The organism is Burkholderia sp. Ed8, from assembly GCF_040761425.1.
Taxonomy (GTDB): domain Bacteria; phylum Pseudomonadota; class Gammaproteobacteria; order Burkholderiales; family Burkholderiaceae; genus Burkholderia; species Burkholderia seminalis.
In genome coordinates this window covers 803,678-820,723 of the sequence record NZ_CP142889.1, presented here as the reverse complement: position 1 = coordinate 820,723, position 17,046 = coordinate 803,678, and the positions used below count along the sequence as shown (strand labels likewise).

The window sequence follows — 17,046 nt, the reverse complement described above, 5'->3', positions numbered from 1 at the left end:
TATTGCGAAATAAATTGACTAGATTTCGCAATGTAGAAGTGTGGCTGCACGGGTAGGCTGCGCCTCATCGTGGCCTGCCATGCCTGTTCTCTGGCCGGCCGAGTACTTCGTCCTTCCCGAGGAATACCCGTGCACTCACATATCATCGGTAGATCGGCCATGCGCGGCCGTTCAAGCGCCATCTCGAGCCCCTTTGCTCAAGCGGGGCGCGCATGAGCACCGCCGCTCTCTCCCGTACCAAACCCATTGTCATAAGCGTTGTTGGGCTGGCCGTGGTCTTCGGCCTGCTGTATGCCTGGCGCGCTGTTCGAAGCGGCGGCGCGGAACAACAGGCCATGCCGCCGATGCCTGTCTCGACGATCCGCGCAGCGCCACGCAGTGTGGCCGACGAGTGGCAGGCCGTTGGCAGCCTGCAAGCCGTGCATGAAGTGCTGCTGGCTCCCGATACCTCGGGGCGGGTGACCGCCGTCAATTTCAACGCAGGCCAGTCCGTGAAGGAAGGGGCGGTGCTGATTCAGCTCTACGATGCCCCCGAACAAGCGGATCGTGCCGCCGCCGTGGCCAAAGCCGATTTCGCCCAGTTGCAACTCAGGCGTTCGCAAGCGTTGGCACCTACCGGCGCGGAACCGCGCGAATTGCTCGAACAACATAAGGCGGACGCTGCCCAGACTGCCGCGGCAGTCCGGCAACTGGACGCACGCATTCAGCAAAAGGCGATTCGCGCGCCGTTCTCCGGTCAGTTAGGTATCCGACGGATCAACCTGGGTCAGTATCTCAATGCCGGTGACGCGATCGCCACGCTGACCCAGCTCGACCCGCTCTATGTCAACTTCACGTTGCCGCAGCAGGACATGCCCAGGCTGACGTCGGGCGCACCGGTTCAGGTCACGGTGGATGCTGTGCCGGGGAGGGTGTTCACCGCCAGGATCAGCGCCATCGAACCGCGTATCGATGGAGAAACCCGCAATGTGGCCGTTCAGGCGCTGTTGCCCAATGCCGACCGGGTGCTGAAACCCGGGATGTACGTGACGGCGCGGCTGGTATTGCCTGCCACGACCGACAATATCGTATTGCCGCTGACGGCGATCCAGACTTCGGCCTCTGGTGACAGCGTGGTGGTCGTGAAAGGGGCCGACGCGCAGGGAGTCGGCAAGGCGGTTGCCGTGCCGGTCGTCACCGGCCGCCGGCTCGGGGAGGAGGTTCTCGTATCCCAAGGCGTCAAGCCTGGCGACATCGTGGTGATGGCTGGCCAGAACCGTCTTCCGCCCGGTGCGACCGTAAAAATCAACGGCACGCCCCCTTCGGCAACGGCGACACCTGACGCCCCGGCCGTTGTGTCCTCCAGCGCCAGCGCGCGGTAAAGGAAACCACGCCATGCGCTTTACAGACATCTTCATCCGTCGACCCATCCTGGCACTGGTCGTCAGCCTGCTCATTCTGCTGATGGGTGCCACGTCGATTTTCCTGTTGCCGGTGCGGCAATACCCCTATCTCGAAAACGCCACCATCACGGTCAGTACCACGCTGCCCGGGGCAACCCAGGACGTGATGCAGGGTTTCGTGACCACGCCGATCGCGCAGTCCATCGCCACGGCCAGCGGTATTGAATACCTGAGTTCGACCACCACGCAAGGCAAGAGCGAGATCAAGGCGCGATTGGTGCTCAACGCCAACGCCGATCGCGCGCTGACCGAAATCCTTGCCAAGGTGCAGCAGGTCAAGTACCAGTTGCCGGCGGGCATTACCGATCCGGTCATCAGCAAGTCCACCGAGGGCGGTACAGCGGTGCAGTACATCGCCTTCTACAGCAAGACGCTGTCGATCCCGCAAGTGACGGATTTCGCATCGCGGGTTGCGCAGCCTCTGCTCACCAGCATTCCGGGGGTGGCCTCGGCGGACGTCTATGGCGGCCAGACGTTGGCCATGCGCATCTGGATCGACCCGGTGAGGTTGGCCGCGCGCGGGCTGTCGGCCGGCGAGATATCGGCCGCGCTGCGCGCCAACAACGTGCAGGCCGCGCCGGGCCAGCTCAAGAGCGCGCTGACCGTCACCAACATCAGCGCCGCCACCGATTTGCGCAGCGTCGAGGACTTCCGCCAGATGGTCGTGAAGTCGAGCCCCGGCGGTGGCGTCGTGCGGTTGTCGGATGTCGCCACCGTGGAAATAGGCGGCCAAAACTACAATAGCCTCTCGTTCGCTACCGGCATACCCGCGATCTTCGTCGCCATCCAGCCCACGCCGGCCGGGAACCCGCTGGAGATCGTCAAGCAGGCCAACGAACTGCTGACCAGGATTCGTGCAATGGCGCCCCCGGGACTGACGGTAGCGCCGAACTACAACGTAGCGCGCTTCGTCAATGCTTCGATCGAGGAAGTGAAACACACGCTGGTGGAAGCCATCGTGATCGTGATCGCGGTGATCTTCCTGTTCCTCGGCACGTTCCGCGCGGTGATCATTCCGGTCGTCACCATTCCGTTGTCGCTGGTCGGCACCGCTGCGTTGATGCTGGTCTGCGGTTTTTCGATCAACCTGTTGACCCTGCTGGCGATGGTGCTGGCGATCGGTCTGGTGGTGGACGATGCCATCGTCGTGGTGGAGAACATCCATCGACACATTGAGGAGGGGCTGACGCCGGTGCGCGCGGCCCTGCTCGGCGCACGCGAAATCGTCGGGCCGGTGATCGCCATGACTATCACGTTGGCGGCGGTCTATGCGCCAATCGGCATGATGGGTGGACTGACCGGCGCGCTGTTCAAGGAGTTCGCCTTCACATTGGCCGGCTCGGTCATCGTCTCCGGCGTGGTCGCGCTGACGCTCTCGCCGGTGATGAGCTCGATGCTGCTCAGTTCCAGGCAGGGAGAGGGGCGGCTGGCGAAGCGGGTCGAACACTACATGGAAGGGCTGACGGCGCTCTACGGGCGCCTGCTGGCCCGCACGCTCGCCGCTCGCGGTGCGGTGCTGCTGGTTGGTGTGGCCGTGCTGGCCGCCATCGCGGTGCTGTTCACCGGCACCCGCCGCGAACTGGCGCCGACCGAGGACCAGGGCGCCGTCATCGTCGTCACCAAGGCCCCGCAATATGCCGGCGTCGGCTACACCGCCCGCTATGCTCAGCAGATCGAAAAGCTGTTCGAGCAGATTCCCGAGTTCGACAGCAGTTTCATGAACATCGGCGACTCCGCCGGTGGCCAGAACATGATGCTCGGTGGCGCGATCCTCAAGGACTGGTCGAAGCGCAAGCGGTCGGCCACCGAGATCCAGGGGCAGATTCAAGCCGCCGGCGGCGCCATCGACGGCGAGACGTTGACCGCCGTGCAGTTGCCCCCGCTACCGGGTTCCAGCGGCGGCCTGCCGGTGCAGATGGTGCTGCGCTCGCCTGACGACTTCAAGACGCTGTACGAGACCGGCGAGAAGATCAAGGCAGCGGCCTATGCCAGCGGTCTGTTCCTCTACGTGCAGAACGACCTGTCCTACGACAGCCCGCAGGCACACATCACGATCGACAATGCGAAGGCCAGCGAAATGGGGGTGACCATGCAGTCTGTCGCCGATACCCTTGCCGTGCTGGTCGGCGAAAACTACGTCAATCGCTTCAACTTCCACGACCGCTCCTACGACGTGATCCCGCAAGTGCGCGGCGCCGAGCGTATGACACCGGAAGACCTCGGGCGCTTCTATGTCAAAACGACCTCCGGCGCACTGGTGCCATTGTCGACCGTGACGCATGTCGAGATGCGCCCGCAAGCGAACCAGCTCACCCAGTTCGGCCAGATGAATTCGACCACGCTCGAAATGCTGCCGGCGCCGGGCGTGAGCATGGGCGAGGCTGTGAAGTTCCTGCAATCGCAGCCGCTGCCGCCCGGCACCAGTGTGGACTGGCTCAGCGACAGCCGCCAGTTCGTGCAGGAAGGCAACCGCCTGCTGGTCTCCTTCTGCTTCGCATTGGTGGTGATCTTCCTGGTGCTGGCCGCGCAATTCGAGAGCCTGCGCGATCCGCTGGTGATCCTGGTGACGGTGCCGCTGGCGGTCTGCGGCGCGCTGGTGCCGCTGTGGCTGGGTTTTGCCACGCTCAATATCTACACGCAGATCGGATTGGTCACCTTGATCGGCCTGATCTCGAAGCACGGCATCCTGATGGTCACTTTCGCCAACCATATCCAGCACCACGAAAACCTGAGCCGCATCGAGGCGATCGAGAAGGCGGCGGCGGTGCGGATGCGTCCCGTGTTGATGACCACCGCGGCAATGGTCGCCGGCCTTGTGCCGCTGTTGTTTGCAGACGGCGCAGGCTCGGCCAGCCGGTTCTCCATCGGCATCGTGGTGGTGATGGGCATGATGGTCGGCACCTTCTTCACGCTGTTCGTACTCCCCACCATCTACAGTTTCATCGCCAAGGATCACCGGGGAACAGCGGAAAGTTCTCGCGCCCGTGAACTCGCTACTGCGGAGGCTCCCGATGTCGCTCTTTAAACCGGTTCCCGCGATGCCTGTTGTGTCGCGTCCGGCGACGCTTCTCTCTCCACGCGCAGCCTTCATGGCGATGGCCGTTGCCTTTATCACCGCAGGTTGCGCCAGCGGCCCCGATTACCACGCGCCGGCCTTACCGGAAACCGCAGCAGGCCCGTTCGTCAGTCACCCGTCCAATACGGATGTTGCCGAAGCACTGCCCGCGAACTGGTGGAAGCTGTATGACGACCCCGCGCTCGACAAGCTGGTGCAGGAGGCCTTGTCGGCCAATCCCAACCTGCGCGTGGCGATGGCCAACCTCGATCGCGCGCGGGCCATCTACACGGAAGCGCGCAGCGGGCAATTCCCTTCGACCCGTATGTCAGGAGGCGTGGGATACGGGCGCGATCAGACCACGTGGTCCGGCACCGGCCAGGCCCCCGCGCAATGGAGCTACAGCGCCGGCCTCGACGTCTCCTATGAACTCGATCTGTTCGGTCGGGTCAGGCGCGACATCGAGGCTGCTCGCGACGACACCGATGCAATCGCCGCCGCCTACGATGCCGCCAGGGTAGTTGTTGTTGCGGAGACGACGCGGGCCTATGTGGACGCCTGCAGCTACGGTGAGTCCATCGGCGTGGCGCGCTCGTCCGTCGAACTGGCACAGCGCAGCCTGGATCTCATCGACAGCCAGGCGCGCGCGGGCTCGGCGTCGTATCTGGATGTCGAACGGGCGGGTGTCACGCTGGCCCAGGCCCAGGCCGCCTTGCCGCCCTTGCAAGGCCAGCGCGAAGCCGCACTGTTCGAGCTGGCCGCGTTGACGGGGCGCACGCCCTCGCAAGTGCCGGAACCGGCGCGTGCCTGCACCAAGGCTCCCGAGATTTCCGGTGCGTTGCCGGTCGGCGATGGCACGGCGCTGCTGCGCCGTCGTCCCGACGTGCGGCAGGCCGAGCGCCAACTGGCGGCGGATACCGCCCGCATCGGCGTGGCCGTGGCGGATCTCTATCCACGTGTCACGCTGGGCACCTCGGGTAACTACCTGCGCAACGACTACCTGAAAGGCAATCGCACCTTGTCCTTCTCTTTCGGGCCGCTCATCTCGTGGACGTTCCCCAACATGATGGTGGCTCGCAGTCGCATTGCGCAGGCGAAGGCACAAAGCGCGGCGTCGCTGGCCAGCTTCGACGGTGCCGTGCTGAATGCACTGAAAGAGTCGGAGCAATCGTTGAGCGCCTATGGCGCGGCGATGCAGCAGCGCGATGCGCTGGCAGAGGCGCGTGACCGTGCCGAGAATGCCTTCCGGCTGGCCGACCAGCGTTACCGCGCCGGCTCCATCAGCTACCTCGACGTGATCGTGGCACAGACCGGTCTGATCGACGCGAAAGCCCAGGTGGCCGCTGCTGACCAGCGAGTCGGTTCTGCGCGAGTCAGCGTATTCAAGGCGCTCGGCGGTGGCTGGGAACAGGCCAGTACGCAGTAATGCTCGAGGGCATCGGCGCGTGGGCGATCTCACCGTCGCGCCGATGTCTGATGCCAACCATTAGCCACGCGGCTCCGCGTTGTCGCGAACGACCGGAGGTCCGGCATAGCGAAGGAAGACGGATATGGACCCGCACGACGACCCGCCTCGGATCATTGACCTGATTACATCATTCGGCAGCAAGAGCCCGCCGTCTGGCAAACACACGATGAAGCACACCACAGCAGCCTGTCCGGCGACCACACCGCCGATGTCGTCTCAGGAACAACGATTGGCGGCCAGCCGACTGCGACCGACGATCGCTCGTACCCGTGTCCTGTCCGTACTGGAACAGGCGGCGCCGCGCTGTCTCGATGCCAGTCAAATGTATCGCATCCTCTGCACGCAACTCGACAGCCTCAAACCGGCCTCGATCTACCGTGCGCTGAATGATTTATGGACCTCCGGCTTGCTGGTCCGTACGGAGGGCGCACAAGGCCGCGCACTCTACGCGCTCAAGCCGGACAGGAAGAACCTTCAGAACGACACCGTGCGCTGCCACTGTGGCGCGCGGTTGGTTTTTATCGAGGACCGGGCTTTGCACGAGCATCTTCGATCGCTGGCGACCAAGGAAGGCTTCGATCTCGACAAGGAGCCAGCTTTTACCATCACCGTGACGTGTGCGGAATGTCGGTCGTTCCGCAGGAGAAGAGAGTAGGCGACTTTAAACCGAGGTCGCCCGATCTGACGGCGGCTCGCCGCTTTTTGCTGCCAAGCGTCCATGCTCGGTGGACGACGGCACGCTCCCGTCAAGGTGAGACTTAATCGGGAAGCATGATGCCGCGTACGGCAGCAGACTGCGCGGTTGTCGTTCGATCGGAAAGGTATCGTGCTGGCGGCTTGCCTACCGCCTTGCGGAACATGGTGATGAATCCGCTGGCATTTTCGTAGCCCAGTTCCAGCGCCACCGTTTGCACGCTTTCGCCGATGGTCAGGCGTTGAAGCGCAAGGATCACATGCAATTGCCGGCGCCAGCGTCCGAAGCTCATGCCGATTTCGTGCAGCAGAAGCCGGCTCATGCTTCGTTCGCTCATGCCAATGCGGGTAGCCCAATCGCCCTTTGAGGTTTTGTCGGTAGGATCGGCCAACAGCATTTCCGCGAGTCGGCGCAATCGCGGATCACGCGGCATCGGCAAATGCAGGTCTTCTACCGGCGCCGCCGCCAACTCATCTAGCAACGCGGCAATCAGTCGGTCTTCCCGGCCGCCCGACGGGTATGACGCGGGGAAGCCGGCCACCTTCAGAAGCAACTCGCGCAACAATGGCGAGACGGAGATCGTGCAGCAGGTTTTCGGAAGATCCGGTGCGGCATCAGGCTCCACGAACAGGCAATGACATTCGGTTTCACCGGATCCCCGTGCCGAGTGGGGCAAGTCTCCCGGTATCCATACCGCGCATTGCGGCGGCACGATCCAGACACCGTTTTCGATTTCGCAGTTGAGGATGCCACGGACGGAGTAAAGCAGTTGCGCCCTGCGGTGCCGATGCCTCGCATGTTCCCAGCCCTTGGCTACCGACATGGCACTCAGGGCGACAACGGGACGGGGCAGGTTGTCCACGTCCTTGGCCACGGTCGGATCGGTGATGGCAATGCTTGACATGATGCGTATCGGGCTTCGGATCCAAGATGAGGCGCTGGCCTAATTGAAAAACATTATGGCCAACTTGTGCAATGACGTCCAGCCATTCCGTCGGTATCGTGTGATTGACCATGCTGGTCGTTCTGCTCGCCAGGGCTATTGCGCTTCCGGTCCGGAGGGGTATCCCATTTTCTTGACGAGGTAGGGCCGCCAGCTATTTCCCGTGAAGCGCCGAAGGAGTATTGGCATGTTGATTGACGCCTCGAAGTTCCCCTTGGTCTGGATGCGGCTGAACGCGCCAGGCACCGACCCCGCAGCCTCGCCTTTTGCCGAGTTCGAGGGATTGCTCGCACGGAAGGAAGTTTTCGTTTTACTCAACGACGAGGGGTTTGATCAAGGCGAACACGAACATTCGCCGGAAGAAAGGAAGCAAACCTCGCTTTGGATGAAACGCCACAAGAGCGAATTGCGAACCTTCGTCAAGGCAGGGATCTACATCGAACCGAATACCGCCAAGCGACTGGCGGCCAAGGCGTTCGCTCTGGTCTACGAAAAATTTTGGGGCTATCCCATGCTCACGGTTGCGACGAAAGACGAGGCGCTGGCCCTGGCGCGGAGGTTGTTGCTGGGCGAGCAAACGGATGCATGGTCGCACTAGGCCCGACTAACTGAGGGCGGTCGGTATCGGTGGACGGCAACGCGTTAAGCGGCGGTACGGTCACCGAAGAAATGAGGCAGGTCATGGCATCGAAACCCGTCGAAACCCGGAACGTCGTCTCCGTCGGAAGCAAGATCCGATCGCTGCGCCAGCGCCAGGGCCGCACGCTGGATGACATCGCGATCGTCTCACATCTTTCGAAATCCTTTCTTTCTCAGGTCGAGCGAGATCACGCCAGCCCGTCGATCACTTCGCTCGCGAGCATCGCGAAAGCGCTGGGCGTGTCCGTCAGCTATTTCGTCGATACGCCGACCGAGGAAGGCCGTGTGCGCCGCCATAAGGATTTGCAGTACTTCGCCTTCGCCGGTTCAGCCGATCTGCTCGCGCGCCTGTCGAATCAGTCGGGCGGCCGCCAACTCGAAGCGATTCTCGTGCGCATGCCGCCCGGCGAGCGACCAAGCAAAGTGACCACGCACGCATGCGAGGAATTCGTGCATGTGCTCAGTGGTGAAGTGACGATCACGCTCGAAGGCAAATCGTTCGTGCTCGGCGCAGGCGACAGCGCGCACTATGAATCGACAATTCCGCATTTCTGGACCAACACGCGCGACGACGAAGCCGTGCTGGTCTGGGCCGGCACGCCGCAGCTGCTCTGACTGGCGCGCGGCGCGGCAGGACTTGCTTGCGCATGAGGCGACGTCCTAAAGAGCTCGACCTTGCCTGGCAAGATGATGATGGGGCGGCTCAATATGCAGTCGCCGAGTCCAGTGCGAGGGGAGAAAGTGTCCAATCCCGAGCGGCTATCGGCGGGTGCCTGGGGGGCGTTGATCCAGATCGACGGCTGCGATCATCGATGGTGCGAGGAACGGGCGCCGGCCTGCACGCCGCTGGTGTACGTCGACGACGCGACGAGCCGGCTGACGATGTTGCACTTTACGCAAACCGAATCGACCTTCGGCTACTTCGAAGCGACACGAGCGTACATCGAATGGCACGGCAAACCTGGGGCGTTCCACAGCGACAAGGCCGCTGTGTTCCGCAATGTGAAGTCGGGTAAGACCGGTACCGACCGGAGCACGCGTTCGGCCGTCGACGTCGCCCGCGATCAGAAGCGGTATCCGACCGAAAGGAACGTCACGATCGGATTGACCCGGAATTTGCTGGTGCTCGTGACCGTGCCGACGGACGACCGGGTCGTCAGCGTGGCGCGTGTCGATACCCACGAATACGCCACCGACGCGTTGATCGACCAGCGAGAGTCGATGTTGTAGGTCAGGCCGCCGCTGACGACGGGCGCAAAGGACTTGCTGAGCGACACGGACGTCGGCCCCTCGAGCGCTGTCCCAGCGGTCGGCGAAAAATAGATCTGCCCGGTGGAGACTGGATTGCTCAGCTTGATGTTGCTGAACCACGTATAGGTGACGCCGGCGCCCAGATACGGCCTGAACCGCGCATTCGGCTGGCCGAAATAGTAGTTGAAGAGGATCGCGGGACTCCACGCGCGTGCAGTGCCCAGTTCCCCGATACCGCTGAGCGTGCCCGCACCGTTCAGGCGCCATGTCGGCGGAACGCCCATGACCATCGTCGCCGCGATATGGTCGGTCAAGAAGTACGTTGCGGTCAGCCCGAACGTATCGCCGCTTGCGATCTCCCCGCCGCTGCCGGTCATCACTTGTGACCGGCCGAGCGCATTGACGGTCAGCGGATCAGCCGACCCCTGCGGGGCAAAGTGCGACCAGCCGGCATTGACTACCCACTGGCCGGCTGATTGCGCATGCGCGCCAGAGATGGCCGCGAGCAGTACGACGGTTCCTGCGCTCATTCGTTTCATGATTGTCTCCAGATTTTGGTGTTTGTGTTCAGGAATCGTGAAACCTGTCTTCATCCCCGTGCGCCAGACGTGACGCGCGGGCGGGTCCTGCGCGGATGAAGCGCGACGCCAAGGGCATCGGGTTCTTCTTCGGTAATCAAAAGATATTTCAGTAATTTCGGATTCCGAACATATTTGTTTAATCCAACGTCAAGCATTCCGAGAATCGACAGTCACTGATGTTCGGGTTCGACCGACGTCGAAAAGGCAAACGGGAAGCGACCCATCACCGTATGGGTCTTCGCTATCTGCGCGCGATCGCTCAGCGCCACATGCAAGGCGAGCCCGCACGACGGGTCGTCCGCCATGCTCACTCGGGCACCCTCGATGCCGGCATCGTTCAGCGCGGCGATCAGCGCGTCGAGCGTCTCCCGTCGTTTGAGTTCGGGCTTGAAGATCTTGCCGACCGCCGTGAGCGGCATTGCCTCGACGATATGAATCCGCTTCGGTAGCGCGGCACGCTCGCCGATCAAGCCGCGTATGAACGTGTCCAGCTCCGTCTCGGTTGCGGTTGCGCCGGCTTTCAACTGCACGTACGCGACGGGCAGCTCGCCTGCATGCACGTCGGGACGTCCGATTGCCGCAGCGATTTGCACTGCCGGGTGGCGGTGCAGCGGCTCTTCGATCGTCGCCGGATCGATGTTGTGACCGCCCCGGATGATGAGTTCCTTGCGGCGGCCCGTGAGCCAGAAGTAGCCCTGCGCATCGCGCCGCGCGAGATCCCCGGTGTTGAGCCACTGCCGGCCGTCGTCGAGATCGAGCCACAAGCACTTGTTCTGATCTTCCTGAAGATAGCCTGCGAAAACGTTCGGCCCGGAAATCGTCAGCACACCGACTTCGTTCTCGACGCAATCGCGCATGTAGCGGCCGGCGTCGTCGAGTATCACCGCCTTCATCATCTGGCCGGGGATGCGCAAACCGATCGAACCGAGACGCCGTTCGCCGCCTGGCGGATTGACGCTGCTTACGCATGCGCCCTCGGTGAGCCCGTAACCTTCGAGGATCCGGACCCCGGTGCGATCCTGGAACGTGCGGAATACTTCCACGGGCATCGGCGCGGCACCGCAGAGCCCATACTCGAGCGAGTCGATATTCCAGCCGTCGACGGGCACGTCGAGCAATGCCGAATACAAGGTCGGTACCGCGCTGAAGAAATTGATCCGGTGTTGCTCGACGATTTCCCAGAATCGTTTGACGACTCCGTCGCCGCGATAGCCCTGTGGCGTACCGAGCACCACATGTGCGCCGCGCGAGAACGGCACCAGGCCGGTTGCCAGCACGGCATTGACATGGAACAGCGGTAGTCCGCAGAAAACGGTCTTCCCCGGGCCCATCCCGGCACCGACGACCTGCCCGACGCTCCAGGCATTGGCCACCTCGTTGCCGTGCCGGCGAATCGCGATTTTCGGCAATCCCGTCGTGCCGCCCGTGCAGAAGTAGGACGATATGTCGTCGGCTTCGAAACGCCGTGAGGCCAGCAGCGCATCATCGGATTCGCGCGCCATCGCAGCGTCGAAATCGTGGATCGCGATGTGGCGCGGAACGGCGCCGCGCAGACCCGCGCGCCCGTGCAGCCGTTTGCATTCGCGGCGCCCCATCACGCGCGCCGCCATTCGGCGCCAACCCTGCACGCGCTTGGCCAGATCGATCAGGACGAGGCTTTGCAGCGACGGCACCTGGCTGAGGATGGGCTGGATCTTCGACCAGATATCCGTTCCCGGAAAGGGCGCCAGCGTCACCAGCACTTTTGCGTGTGCGGCCTTGAGCAGCGATGCGATTGCCGGCCCCTCCAGCAAAGGATTGATGGCGCATACGATCCCGGCCGCTTCGCCTCCCCAGATGACGAAATGCGTCTGCGGCAAGTTCGGCAGCACGTAGGCAACCACCGAGTGGCGATCGATGCCCAGGCGCGAAAACATGTTCGCGGTCCGGGTGATATCCCGCATAAGCTCCGAATAAGTCCAGCGCGATGGCTTGCGATGATCGTCGGCGCGCAGGAAAAACGACAAGGCCGGCGCGGTCGGGTCGATCGCCGCACCACGGCCGATCATCTCGTAGGTGCTGGCCGGGAGGTCGGCGGGCGGCCCCTGGTTTTCGATCCGCAGCACGTCCGCTTCGGTTGCGATGGCGTTCATGCGAGCTGGTCCACGATTCGGTTGCGTTGCACACCGAGGTCAATCGCCCCGTCCCTGCTCCGGATCCGTGATTCGACCAGATCCCCGGCCTTCAGATACTGCGGACGCGCGGCCTGAACCTTCGTGAAAATCCGCCACTTCACGTGCTCGGGCAGCAACGCGGCAATTCGTTGCTTCGCCGGCGACGGAATGCTGAGCGCGCATCCGGAAGGCGTGCCCGTTGCAAGCAAGTCACCGGCGTTCAGATCCTGAACACCCGAAAGCTCGGTGAGTGTTTCGGCCGGACCGTATACCAGGTTCCCGGTCGAATCGCTCTGCCGGACTTCCCCGTTCACGGTCAGTGTCAGCGTCAGCGTGCGCAGCCGCGCGATATCGCTTGCCTCCAGCAGGCACAGATACGGCCCCACCGGCCCGAACGTTCGATAGCTTTTCCCTTTGTAAAACTGCATCTGGGGAATCTGGATATCGCGTGCGGAATAGTCGTTGACGATCACGAGGCCGGCCACGTACTCGTGCAGGTTCTGTTCCGTGATGGCTTGCCGGGACGTGATATCGCGGCGAAGCACGAGCCCCAGTTCGATCTCGTAATCCAGAAACTGCACATGTTGCGGCCGGATGACGTCGGAATCGGCGGCGACGATGCAGCCGGTCGCCTTCGTGAAGATCATGTTGAATGACTTCGCGTCCGGATTCATGCCGGACTCGATCATGTGCTGGCGATAGTTGGCGCCCTGACAAACGAACTGTTGATTGTGCGTGACCGGCGACAGCCACTCCACGTCCGACTCGGGAATCGTTTCTCCGCCGAGCGCGGCAAGTTCATCGATCCGATGTGCCCGCACGAATTCGCCGGTCGTCGGGTGGTCGCCCGGTATCGGTGTGATCCGGTGATTCGTCACCACGCCCCATTGGGCGCGCCCCTGATGCCGATAGTGCAAGACGTGCAATGCCATGAAGATGCCTCGAACAGGTCTGAGTGAAGATGAAAGTCACGCAAACAGTTTCGCGAGCGTGCGCAGCTTCGCGAAGGTGACGTCCGGACTGGTCCGGAGGTTTCGGATGAGCGATGCGATGCTTGCGGCAGTGATCTTCGGTTTGGTGAAGCTGCGCGGCATCCGGGGGCCCCACTGCGACATCGCTTCGCGGCTGACTTCGTGGATGCCCGTGGCCACGTCCGCCGTGAACATGTCCCCATCGCAATAGTGTTCGTGCTTGTCGCCCCAAGGATCCTGCCAATAGTCGAAGACCTGGCTACCGAGAATGTGGCGCCCCATCCCCCATGCGTGCGTCCATCCTTTTTCGCTCAGCAGACGCTGCCCGATCCCCACCGCGTCCGCGTCAACCAGCTCGAATGCCGAGTGGCTGTAGAGCGCTGCGAATCCCTGTGCCAACGCGAGGGTATGGTGATCCGCGGGTATCGCCCCGCGATCGAGTCGCAGGAACGCGACGGCGGGCGATCCATCAGGCAACACCTGAACGTCGCTCGGGATGAAGCCGAAGTGAGACGTGTACCACGCACAGGTCGCCTGGAAGTCGGCGAGTTCGAGCACGACATGACCGAGGCGAATCACTTCCGGCACCTCCGGCGGCGGACGCTGGGTATCGTTCACACGAACGATGGAATCGGGCGAGTTGAACGGTAACGCCGACCGGTGCGGCAGGGCGCCGGCCCGCGCTTGTCCCGCGACTGCGTCAACACGAAAACCCGATGGATCGACGAGCGTGACTCGATGCCCGCCGCCGGGCCACGGTGACGGCTCCACGTCCGATGCGCCCGGCACGTGGGCAAGCTTTCGCAGTGCGTCGATGTCGTCAACTTCAAGCCCGAAGCCGACGAAACGGTTTTTTTCAGCGCGCCGGACGACGTAGCAGAACGGCGTGGCGGCGGTGCCCCGGAGGAACAGATATTCGCCGTCACGGGATACGGTCCGCAGGCCGAAATCGTTGAGAAATCGTTCGGCCCGTTCGAGATCGGGACGCTCGAACATCAAATAGGACAGTGCCCGAGCCTTCGTCGTTGGTCGGGGGTTCCGTGCGGGTTGTGCAGTCGTGAGCTTCATGGGGGCCTCAGGAAGTCGGCTGGGCAATGTGACCGGATAGCGACGACAAGGAGGTGCGCGCACCCAGCAATTGCAGGGATTCGAGAACGAGGCGGGTCGAGTTGGCCACCGGGCCTTCGTGCAGGACCGTTTTGTCCGGCCGAATCACGGCCGCCCAGCCAAACCGCACGACACCCGGCATGAACGTACCGTCCAGGTCCTCCCAGCCGTCGTTCTCGATGCGATGAAGGCGCTGCCCGCGGTGCACGACTTGCACCACGACACCACCCGCCGCAATCAACGCGGCTCGCGCGCCGGCGTCGAGTTCGACGTCTGGATCCCGTCCGAATCCGATCAACGCAAGACCGCTGCCGAACACGTCGTCGCTCAGGCGGATCGCCCCATCGTGCTTGCGCAGCCATCCCTGCGGAAGCACGGCGCCGCGCACGAGCCGCGTGGTCGAGCAGCCGGGGACGAACAAGCCTCTGCGGAACGCATTCTTCGGCTTGATCCCGAGCTCGTCGAAGTGATTCCGTAGCGGCGGAACGAGCCGCGTCAATCGCATCAGACCGTGCGTGAACAACGCGATCCCGGCATTTCGCGGCATCACGAGCTTCCCCATGAATTTCGCGACGCCGATCATTGCCTTGGCGTGAGGTCGGCGTTCCTGATCATAGGAGTCCAGAATTTTAGGGGTTGCGTGGCCTTTGACGACCCACGCCAGTTTCCAGCCGAGATTCGCGGCATCGCGCAGGCCGGCGACGAGCCCCTGGCCGACGAACGGCGGAGTGATGTGGGCGGCGTCGCCCGCTAGGAAAACGCGTCCTTTGCTGAAGGTCCTGACGGTTCGGGCATGAAAACGGTACACGGCCTTGCGTTCGATCACCATGTCCTGGATGCCGCCCCACGGTGCGAGCAGTTCGCGGATGCGTTCGTCGGATTCCATCTCCTCTCGCGTCTCGTCGGGATGGAGCATGAACTCCCAACGCTCGCGCCCGCCGGGAGCGGTCATATGTGGCGTCGGCCGCCGGTGGTCGCAGAGGAACTCGACATGGTCGATCGGTCGGCGCACGTTTCGCGCGTCGACGATCAACCAGTCTTCCGCGAACGTCTTGCCCTTGAACTCCTGTCCGATCAACTGGCGCACGATCGAGCTGGCACCGTCGGCGCCGACGACGTAGCGGGCGCGCACGACGTGCCGCACGCCCTGCGCGCTGTCGAGCGTGGCGGCGACGTGATCGGCGTTCTCGTCGAGCGAGACGAGCGTCACACCGAGCGCCATTCGGGCGGTGCGGTGTGCGGTCAGTCGGGCACGCAAGCATCGCTCGAGGTCCGGTTGATAGAACGTCACAAGCTTCGGATGGCCATCGATGCTCCCGAGCGTATTGATGCGCCCGAACTCGCCGAACCACGGCGAGCGCATCCGGACGTACGGAATCGCCACCGTATCGAGGTCGGCTTCGTTCACCCCGACGTACTGCAGGATGCGAAGCGCATCGTTGTCGAGCGCGATCGCACGCGGCGCCATGAAGATCTCCGCCGCCCTGTCGACGACAAGCACGCGCACGTCGTCCCGGCCAAGCAACGCGCCGATCGTCGCGCCGACGGGACCGCAGCCCACGACCAGCACGTCGACGTCCGACGGCAAGTCGCGCCCGCCGGCACGGCTCGCGGTGTCGTTGCCTTCATGGACGCCCGACTCGCACGTCAGTTTTGTCTCCGCCACCGTTCTGTCTCCCATTCTTCAGGCAGGCCGCTGCAGGCTGCCTTGATGACATTAAAATCATAACTGATGATTTTGTCAATTGTGATGTTCGAACGTATACTCGAAACATCGAACCTATGCGCACGCCGATGCCCAGCACTTCTTCCCGTCGCACCAGAACACCGTCGCCGGCCGTCTCGAACGGGCAAGCGCCGTCAGGCCCCGAGGTTCGCGAGCCTCGAGGCGCGCGTCGAAAGCGCGAGACGCGGGCGCGCCTGCTGGATGCCGCCTTCGTACTCATGGCGCAAAAGGGGATGGAAGGCGTCGCGATCAATGAAATTACGGAAGCCGCGGACGTGGGGTTCGGCTCGTTCTATAACCACTTCGAATCGAAAGAAGCGATTCATGCCGCGGTTCTGGAAATCGTGTTCGAGGAGTTCGCGGATACCCTGGACCGCATCGCCGCCAACCTCACCGACCCTGCCGAGATCATTTCGGTGTCGTTGCGTCATACTTTGCTGCGAGCCAGAGGTGAACCGGTTTGGGGACAATTTCTCCTCCGCGAAGGGCTGTCGATGCGAGCACTCAGCCGCGGCCTCGGACCTCGGTTGTTGAGGGATATCCAGAAAGGGATCCTCGCCGGGAGATTCTCGGCAAATGACCCGTTGATGAGCGTTGTCACGGTCGGCGGCGCGGTACTGACCGCCATTGCAATCGAATTACGATTCGATGCAGACGAGAAGCCCGTCACCGACATGTTGAACATGATCGGGTACAGTCAGAACGGCTTTGCCGAGCGCGCAGCGTCATCCCTTTTGCAGACGCTCGGTGTGCCGCGAACTGAAGCGATGGAGATTGCGAATCGTCCCTTGCCGCCCGCTGTGACGTCAGCGCCCCAGGCATCGCCAGCGCGTGAGCTGTGAGCGTGAAGGGGGTGTTTCTCGACGCAGGAGGTCTGGCCGTCGGCACAACGCTGCCGATGGGGGCGAGTGATTTCGTGAAGTTGGTGGAGCGGGTTGGGGAGCGGTAGGGACGCGGTGCTGACTTTTCGGGGCCGATCGCGATGAACGAGCGCCACCGGGGTGATCCCGGTATCG

At 63.0% G+C, this 17,046-nt stretch carries 13 protein-coding genes and 1 pseudogene; 8 read left to right on the top strand and 6 right to left on the bottom strand.

Annotated elements, in window-relative coordinates; all coding sequences use genetic code 11:
- The first annotated feature begins 212 nt into the window (after window positions 1-212).
- From VXM69_RS37905 to VXM69_RS37890, 4 genes are all read left to right on the top strand, one after another.
- Complete coding sequence (locus VXM69_RS37905) at window positions 213-1,361, top strand: efflux RND transporter periplasmic adaptor subunit (protein WP_034191949.1); 1,149 nt, start codon at window positions 213-215, stop codon at window positions 1,359-1,361.
- A 13-nt stretch (window positions 1,362-1,374) separates the two neighbouring features.
- Window positions 1,375-4,467, top strand: a complete 3,093-nt coding sequence (locus VXM69_RS37900) for an efflux RND transporter permease subunit (RefSeq protein WP_367190511.1) — start codon at window positions 1,375-1,377, stop codon at window positions 4,465-4,467.
- A 64-nt stretch (window positions 4,468-4,531) separates the two neighbouring features.
- Window positions 4,532-5,923, top strand: coding sequence for an efflux transporter outer membrane subunit (locus tag VXM69_RS37895; RefSeq protein WP_367190800.1), 1,392 nt, complete (start codon window positions 4,532-4,534; stop codon window positions 5,921-5,923).
- 124 nt (window positions 5,924-6,047) lie between these two features.
- Window positions 6,048-6,620 (top strand): Fur family transcriptional regulator, encoded by a 573-nt coding sequence (locus tag VXM69_RS37890; protein ID WP_080288027.1) that lies wholly within the window; start codon window positions 6,048-6,050, stop codon window positions 6,618-6,620.
- A 103-nt stretch (window positions 6,621-6,723) separates the two neighbouring features.
- Here the strand turns inward: VXM69_RS37890 and VXM69_RS37885 are convergent, their stop codons facing one another.
- Window positions 6,724-7,563, bottom strand: coding sequence for a helix-turn-helix domain-containing protein (locus VXM69_RS37885; protein ID WP_034191946.1), 840 nt, complete (start codon window positions 7,561-7,563; stop codon window positions 6,724-6,726).
- Window positions 7,564-7,789: 226 nt separating this feature from the next.
- Between VXM69_RS37885 and VXM69_RS37880 the strand changes: the two genes are divergently transcribed.
- From VXM69_RS37880 to VXM69_RS37870, 3 genes and pseudogenes are all read left to right on the top strand, one after another.
- Entirely contained in the window at window positions 7,790-8,200 is a 411-nt protein-coding gene (locus VXM69_RS37880) for a hypothetical protein (RefSeq protein WP_034191945.1), read from the top strand.
- 83 nt (window positions 8,201-8,283) lie between these two features.
- Complete coding sequence (locus VXM69_RS37875) at window positions 8,284-8,856, top strand: cupin domain-containing protein (protein WP_367190799.1); 573 nt, start codon at window positions 8,284-8,286, stop codon at window positions 8,854-8,856.
- A gap of 162 nt (window positions 8,857-9,018) precedes the next feature.
- A pseudogene (locus VXM69_RS37870) lies at window positions 9,019-9,240 on the top strand (ISNCY family transposase); the annotation flags it as partial.
- A gap of 65 nt (window positions 9,241-9,305) precedes the next feature.
- Here the strand turns inward: VXM69_RS37870 and VXM69_RS37865 are convergent.
- The 5 genes from VXM69_RS37865 to VXM69_RS37845 form a co-directional block, all read right to left on the bottom strand.
- Window positions 9,306-10,031: an OmpW family outer membrane protein gene (locus VXM69_RS37865; RefSeq protein WP_049036737.1), complete on the bottom strand. Its 726-nt coding sequence runs from the start codon at window positions 10,029-10,031 to the stop codon at window positions 9,306-9,308.
- A gap of 212 nt (window positions 10,032-10,243) precedes the next feature.
- The gene (locus VXM69_RS37860; protein ID WP_367190510.1) at window positions 10,244-12,205 is read right to left on the bottom strand and encodes an acyl-CoA synthetase; all 1,962 of its coding nucleotides are present in this window, start codon (window positions 12,203-12,205) and stop codon (window positions 10,244-10,246) included.
- Window positions 12,202-13,158 (bottom strand): fumarylacetoacetate hydrolase family protein, encoded by a 957-nt coding sequence (locus VXM69_RS37855; RefSeq protein WP_367190509.1) that lies wholly within the window; start codon window positions 13,156-13,158, stop codon window positions 12,202-12,204. Before VXM69_RS37855 ends, VXM69_RS37860 begins: the two co-directional genes overlap by 4 nt.
- Before the next feature lie 36 nt (window positions 13,159-13,194).
- Window positions 13,195-14,265, bottom strand: a complete 1,071-nt coding sequence (locus VXM69_RS37850) for a VOC family protein (protein WP_049036733.1) — start codon at window positions 14,263-14,265, stop codon at window positions 13,195-13,197.
- A gap of 7 nt (window positions 14,266-14,272) precedes the next feature.
- Complete coding sequence (locus tag VXM69_RS37845; protein WP_175026853.1) at window positions 14,273-15,985, bottom strand: bifunctional 3-(3-hydroxy-phenyl)propionate/3-hydroxycinnamic acid hydroxylase; 1,713 nt, start codon at window positions 15,983-15,985, stop codon at window positions 14,273-14,275.
- A gap of 101 nt (window positions 15,986-16,086) precedes the next feature.
- Between VXM69_RS37845 and VXM69_RS37840 the strand changes: the two genes are divergently transcribed.
- Window positions 16,087-16,872 carry a TetR/AcrR family transcriptional regulator gene (locus VXM69_RS37840; protein ID WP_367190508.1) on the top strand — a complete coding sequence of 262 codons (786 nt, stop codon included), beginning with the start codon at window positions 16,087-16,089 and terminating at the stop codon, window positions 16,870-16,872.
- Window positions 16,873-17,046: the final 174 nt, after the last annotated feature.

Coding starts and splice junctions, on each gene's coding strand:
- VXM69_RS37880 (WP_034191945.1), top strand. CDS start 7,790: ATGTTGATTGACGCCTCGAAGTTCCCCTTGGTCTGGATGCGGCTGAAC.
- VXM69_RS37885 (WP_034191946.1), bottom strand. CDS start 7,563: ATGTCAAGCATTGCCATCACCGATCCGACCGTGGCCAAGGACGTGGAC.
- VXM69_RS37900 (WP_367190511.1), top strand. CDS start 1,375: ATGCGCTTTACAGACATCTTCATCCGTCGACCCATCCTGGCACTGGTC.
- VXM69_RS37875 (WP_367190799.1), top strand. CDS start 8,284: ATGGCATCGAAACCCGTCGAAACCCGGAACGTCGTCTCCGTCGGAAGC.
- VXM69_RS37840 (WP_367190508.1), top strand. CDS start 16,087: ATGCGCACGCCGATGCCCAGCACTTCTTCCCGTCGCACCAGAACACCG.
- VXM69_RS37855 (WP_367190509.1), bottom strand. CDS start 13,158: ATGGCATTGCACGTCTTGCACTATCGGCATCAGGGGCGCGCCCAATGG.
- VXM69_RS37905 (WP_034191949.1), top strand. CDS start 213: ATGAGCACCGCCGCTCTCTCCCGTACCAAACCCATTGTCATAAGCGTT.
- VXM69_RS37845 (WP_175026853.1), bottom strand. CDS start 15,985: ATGGGAGACAGAACGGTGGCGGAGACAAAACTGACGTGCGAGTCGGGC.
- VXM69_RS37890 (WP_080288027.1), top strand. CDS start 6,048: ATGGACCCGCACGACGACCCGCCTCGGATCATTGACCTGATTACATCA.
- VXM69_RS37850 (WP_049036733.1), bottom strand. CDS start 14,265: ATGAAGCTCACGACTGCACAACCCGCACGGAACCCCCGACCAACGACG.
- VXM69_RS37860 (WP_367190510.1), bottom strand. CDS start 12,205: ATGAACGCCATCGCAACCGAAGCGGACGTGCTGCGGATCGAAAACCAG.
- VXM69_RS37895 (WP_367190800.1), top strand. CDS start 4,532: ATGGCGATGGCCGTTGCCTTTATCACCGCAGGTTGCGCCAGCGGCCCC.
- VXM69_RS37865 (WP_049036737.1), bottom strand. CDS start 10,031: ATGAAACGAATGAGCGCAGGAACCGTCGTACTGCTCGCGGCCATCTCT.